At 62.6% G+C, this 5,547-nt stretch carries 5 protein-coding genes; 2 read left to right on the top strand and 3 right to left on the bottom strand.

Annotated features, from left to right (window positions below; genetic code table 11):
* Positions 1–8: 8 nt before the first annotated feature.
* Both D477_RS01110 and sufU read left to right on the top strand, forming a co-directional pair.
* Positions 9–1,277 (top strand): cysteine desulfurase, encoded by a 1,269-nt coding sequence (locus D477_RS01110; protein ID WP_052510642.1) that lies wholly within the window; start codon positions 9–11, stop codon positions 1,275–1,277.
* Positions 1,278–1,739, top strand: coding sequence for a Fe-S cluster assembly sulfur transfer protein SufU (gene sufU / locus D477_RS01115; RefSeq protein ID WP_005266451.1), 462 nt, complete (start codon positions 1,278–1,280; stop codon positions 1,737–1,739).
* 69 nt (positions 1,740–1,808) lie between these two features.
* Here the strand turns inward: sufU and D477_RS01120 are convergent, their stop codons facing one another.
* The 3 genes from D477_RS01120 to D477_RS01130 all read right to left on the bottom strand — a co-directional run.
* Positions 1,809–2,444: an LPXTG cell wall anchor domain-containing protein gene (locus D477_RS01120; protein ID WP_005266452.1), complete on the bottom strand. Its 636-nt coding sequence runs from the start codon at positions 2,442–2,444 to the stop codon at positions 1,809–1,811.
* A gap of 142 nt (positions 2,445–2,586) precedes the next feature.
* Positions 2,587–4,242, bottom strand: coding sequence for a DUF4012 domain-containing protein (locus tag D477_RS01125; RefSeq protein WP_237740666.1), 1,656 nt, complete (start codon positions 4,240–4,242; stop codon positions 2,587–2,589).
* 282 nt (positions 4,243–4,524) lie between these two features.
* Positions 4,525–5,547, bottom strand: a 1,023-nt coding sequence (locus tag D477_RS01130) for a mannose-1-phosphate guanylyltransferase (RefSeq protein WP_005266454.1), incomplete at its 5' end; no start/stop codon positions are given.

Below are 5,547 nucleotides of genomic sequence, written 5' to 3' on the forward strand. Positions count from 1 at the left end.
CCGGTCCGATCGACAATGCCGAGGTCCTGCGCATCCGCAATGACTTCCCGATCCTGGACCAGAAGGTGAACGGGAACCGGCTCATCTACTTGGACTCGGGCGCGACGTCGCAGAACCCGCAGAGCGTGCTGGAAGCCGAGCAGGAGTACTACGAGCAGCGCAATGCAGCCGTTCACCGTGGCGCCCATACCCTCGCTGTCGAGGCCACGGACGCCTACGAAGCCGCACGGGAGACAGTCGCTTCCTTCATCGGGGCGCGGCTCAACGAACTCGTGTGGACCTCCAACGCCACGGAGGCGATCAACCTCATCACCTACGCATTCTCCAACGCCTCATGCGGCCGCGGGGGAGAGGAAGCGGAGCGGTTCGCGCTCCGTCCCGGGGACGAGATCGTGGTGACCGAGATGGAGCACCACGCGAACCTCATCCCGTGGCAGGAGCTCGCCTTCCGTACCGGCGCCACCTTGCGCTACATTCCCGTGAACGACGACGGATCCCTGCAGCTCGAGCACGCGAACACCGTCATCGGCCCGCAGACCAGGATTGTGGCCTTCACGCACGCCTCCAATGTCCTTGGCACGATCAACCCGGTCGAAACCCTGGTCGCCATGGCCCGCGAGGTCGGCGCCTACGTGGTGCTGGATGCCTGCCAGTCCGTTCCGCACATGCCCGTGGACGTGAAGGCCCTGGATGTGGACTTCGCGGCGTTCTCCGGCCACAAGATGCTGGCGCCCACCGGAATCGGGGCCCTCTATGGCAAGGCCGAGCTGCTGAACGCCATGCCACCCTTCCTGACCGGCGGCTCCATGATCACCACCGTGACCATGGAGCACGCCGCCTACCTGCCGTCGCCGAACCGCTTCGAGGCCGGCACCCAGCGCATCTCGCAGGCCGTCGCCCTGGCCGCAGCGGTGAACTACTTGAAGGAAACCGGGATAGACCGGATCCATGCGTGGGAGCTGCAGCTCGGCCAGCGCCTGGTGGAAGGCCTGAAACAGCTCGACGGCATCCATGTGCTCGGTCCGAAAGCCGGCGAGGAACGAATCGGCCTGGCATCGTTCGACGTGGACGGCGTGCACGCCCACGACGTCGGCCAGTTCCTGGACGACAAGGGCATCGCCGTGCGCGTGGGCCACCACTGCGCCCAGCCCCTGCACCGCAGGCTCGGCCTGGTTGCGACCACGCGCGCGAGCACGTACTTGTACAACACCACCGACGACGTCGATGCCTTCCTCGAGGCCGTTGCGCAGGTCCGTCCGTTCTTTGGAGTGAAGTAGATGAGCTCGGATCTCCAGCAGTTGTACCAGCAGATCATTCTGGAACATGCCAAGCTCCGTCACGGGTCCGGGCTGGTGGATGCCCCTGCCGGCGACAAGGTGGGGGAGTCGCACATGCTCAACCCCACCTGCGGCGACGAGATTACGCTGCGTGCGTCGGTCCATGAGGACGAAGGCACGCAGACGCTGTCTGGCATCAGCTGGGACGGCCAGGGTTGTTCCATCTCGATGGCCTCGGCATCGGTGCTGCACGACCTCGGGCTCAATATGGACCGCGGCGAGCTGTTGAAGCTCGTGGATGAGTTTCGCGAGGTCATGCGTTCCTGCGGCACAATCGAGGCCGATGAAGAAGTGCTCGGCGACGCAGCCGCCTTCTCCGGCGTCTCCAAGTACCCGGCACGGGTGAAATGCGCGATGCTGGCCTGGGTGGCTCTCGAGGAAGCACTGCTCGCCGCCAACTGATCTTGAATGACAAACAGTAAGGCTCCGAACCCAGCGGGTTCGGAGCCTTACTTGGTGCTTTCGGAACGACTAGGCGTTCTTGCGGCGGGAAACTACCACAGCGGTAGCGCCGGCACCAAGGGCCAGCACGCCTGCGCCGCCCCAGAGGAGTGCGCTGGACTCGAGGCCGGTGTTGGCCAGCTGATCGCCGTCGGCAACAGCCTGCTCGTCAGCAGAAGAGCCTGTGCCATCGGTTGCGTCGCCACCTGTACCACCGGTGCCACCGGCGCCGGCAACCGATACAACCTCGACCGTCGCGGAGGCGGTAACACCGGACTCCTGGCCTTCAGCAGTGATGACGTAGGTGCCCGGCTCGGACAGGGCAATTTCGGTGGAGAAGACGCCGTCGGCGTCGGCAGTCCCGTCCAGGGTCTCTACGACGGTCGCGGGGGCAATGACGCCCGTGACGCCGGCAGCCAGGCCACCGCCGACACCGAAGCCGCTGACGCCAGCAGCGGTCGGTTCGGTCGTCAGGGTGATGGTGACGACAACGGTTTCACCGGGGATGAAACCCTCAGCGGTGAAAACGAAGGTCTCGCCGGGTGCAACCGTGGAGTCGGATACGGTTGCAACTTCAGGCGCAGGATAGGTGTTGGCTTGAGCGGCGCCGGCTCCCAGGAAGGTGAGAGATCCGGCGATCGCCAGGGCGGTCAAAGTCTTCTTCATGTGTGTGATCCCCCATGGGTCATCGGAAGTGAAGTGGTGCCTAGCATGACGACAACGGTGAAACGTTGTTCCCTTGGAACGCTAACAGGTGCGATCTGGGATTGCAATTCCTGCTCACATCGTTTAACCAAGGTTCCCAATATCAATTACAGCTCGCCGCTAACGAGCTCGGTTTGATCACTCCCGCGGTAGGTTGCACTGTTGGGGTTACCTGTAATGTCGGTTCTTCTGTCTCATACAGAGTTGAGAATCCGAATTCGACGGAGGTCGATTCGCCGGGCGCAAGTTTCACCGTTAGGGCAGCGACGGGACGGTCGTCGTGCTTGTAGGAGCCGAAGGGCGCAGCCTCGCCATCTCTCGACGCAGAGTCCAGGAACCATTCGGTTGGACCGTACGCATAGACGTTCGTTTGGACTGTCCCTGGCTCAACCCCGAATGCGCCCGCACCTGTAACATAGTCCGGCAACGAGTCGCCCGCATCCGTAGGGGCATCGTTAAGCAAAGTCACCTGAACCGCGTAGCGGTAGTAGCCGTCTGGTTGGCAACGCTTCTCCAGTCGGACCTCGCGTCGAACGTAATAATCCATTTTGGCGCCGGTACCGTCGTTGAAATACACGCCAACCTCGGGCTTTTCAGCTGATCCTGCGACAACACCAGCCAAAGCGGACCCAGCAATTGTGTCCTGCTCTTCGTCTTTCGCTGACCAGACAAGCAGTCTGTTTTCCGACGCCCCTTTTCGGAGAGCATTGATCATCTGCGGTGCGTCAATATTTCCGTTGGTGATTCCGGAAAACACCTGACTGGCAACTGCTGCAAAATACTCATCCTGCAGAGCCGGTTCTTCAATTTCCCGGTAGACGTCCGATAGCAACGTCTGCACCACGTTGTCGCTGGAGAGTGTCGAAGGCAATGCACCAAGATCTCTCGGTAATGAATCAGACTTATTCAGCTCGATGGGCCCAGTCGCCTCCAGCAGGTATCCAAGGACCACCGGGTCGATCGAGAGTACGCCGTCAATGTTCGATCCTGGGTTTTCCTGCTCCCACATCTCCTTCGCCGTTGTTGCGGCAGTTGGAAAGTCAGGGGTCAGATTCACATTCTGCATATATGCACCGAGTCGCGTGGTGTAAATCCGCTCCTGCTCTTTGTCGACCGCAAGGGCAGGATTGAAGCGGCCGAGTTGGCTCGCGCTCCCATGATCCGTCAGTTCGATCTTGCCGTCGTCCGTAGTCAGGACGACCAAAGCTCCCGGAATACCACCTGTCGCTCGAATTTCAGCGTTGTTTTGCACCAGAACGAGGTAATTGCGTTTACCTTCGGAGCCGAGCATGGGAGGGAGAACCGCCGCTACCTCTGACGCGCGGCCAAGCGCTGAGTCGACTGTGTCGAGTGGAGCTGCCGCCTGTTCAAGCGGAGCCGCGAGCTGGGGAAGAAGCTGCCCGCGATCGATCGCTTCAAAAGTGTCGTTTGCCGAACTCACAGTTGCCGCGGCCCTGGCTAACTTCGGAGCTGCCTCTGCGACGGCGTGGACATTAATTCGTCCGTCCTTAGGCGTAAAAAGGGAAGGACTGAAGCTGCCCGACGAGTCAAGCAACGGAGCGATAGCGTCCACCGTGATGTCAGCCGCCATGGTGGCGTCCGTAATTGCGGCAAAGTTCGGGCCAAGCCAGGGCAGTCCTCCTGCAAGGCGCCATAGAGGATCCGTCCCAGCGTCCCGTGCTCTTGAGGTGAGCTCCTGAATCTCACTCATTCTTGATTCCGCGCCTGCAAAATCACCGGCTACCACCAGTTCCGTCAAGGAAGAACCCATACCCGTTGCTCGCTCAAGGCTGTCTTTCACCTGGAGCGCACGGTAGCCCAACCAACCGACGGAAAGGACGATGAGCAGCAGGACTATAGCAACAGGGATAAGAAGTCGCTGGCGCCTTCCAGTGCCCCTGTGATCCGTCCTCAGACGGCGTCCAGATGAAGCAGTGTCTGGATATCCAGCTATCGAACCTGCTGCGCGCGGCATAACCGTCCTCGGGAGAATTCTCAAGCAACGACGCCATGCTATCTGCAGGAATTGAGACATACAGAATTAGAGGACGTCGGTGTCGCCGCTGGCGCGGAGGTGTTCGACGGCTTTCTTGACCTGCTGGGCGTGTTCCTTGGTGGTGACCAGCAGTGCGTCGGGGGTGTCGACGACGACGACGTCATCGATGCCGATCAGCGCGATGAGGCGCTTGGTGTCGGAGACGACCATGCCGGTGGCCTTTTCCGCGTACACGCGCGCGCCCTCGCCGAGCACGGTGAGGTTGTTCGTCTCGGACGCGGCGTTCAGCCGGCCGATCGCGGCGAAGTCCCCGACGTCGTCCCAGGAAAACTCGCCCGGGACCATGGCCACGTCACCGGCCGCGGCGGCCGGTTCGGCGACCGCGTAGTCGATCGCGGTCTTCGGCAGGCTCGGCCAGACCCGTTTCATGACCTCGCGGCGCTTGCCGGTGTCCCAGGCCGCGGCGATCTCCATCAACCCGGTGTAGAGCTCGGGTTCGTTGGTTTCCAGGTGCTTCAGCAGCAGGTCCACCGGCGCGACGAACATGCCCGCGTTCCAGTGGTACTCCCCCGAGGCCAGGTACGCCTCCGCGGCCGCCGCGTCGGGCTTCTCCACGAACTCCGCGACCCCCTGGGCCGTCGGGGCGCAGGCAATGCCCAGCTCCCCCGAGGTGCGGATGTACCCGAACCCGGTCGACGCGTGCGTGGGCTTGATCCCGATCGTGACGATGTAGCCCTCGGCCGCCGTGCGCACCGCGGCGCGGACCGCGTCCTGGAACTTCTCCACCGGGTTGAGCACCTGGTCGGCGGCGAAGGAGCCCATGATGATGCCCGGATCCCGGTGGTACAGGATCGCCGCCGCCAAACCAATCGCCGCGGCCGAGTCCTTCGGCTCCGGCTCCAGCACCAGGTTCGCCCGGCCCAGCTCCGGCAGCTGCGCCAGCACCGGCTTGCGGTGCACCGCGCCGGTGACCACCATCGTCCGCCCGTCGCACAACGGCTCCAGCCGCGCATACGTGGCCCGGATCAGCGTACTGCCCGACCCGGTCAGATCATGCAGGAACTTCGG

It is taken from the genome of Arthrobacter crystallopoietes BAB-32, assembly GCF_000328305.2.
In the GTDB taxonomy this organism is placed as follows: domain Bacteria; phylum Actinomycetota; class Actinomycetes; order Actinomycetales; family Micrococcaceae; genus Crystallibacter; species Crystallibacter crystallopoietes_A.

Bases quoted from the DNA above. Each gene is read 5' to 3' on its own strand.
- D477_RS01120 (WP_005266452.1), bottom strand. From the start codon at position 2,444: ATGAAGAAGACTTTGACCGCCCTGGCGATCGCCGGATCTCTCACCTTC.
- sufU (WP_005266451.1), top strand. From the start codon at position 1,278: ATGAGCTCGGATCTCCAGCAGTTGTACCAGCAGATCATTCTGGAACAT.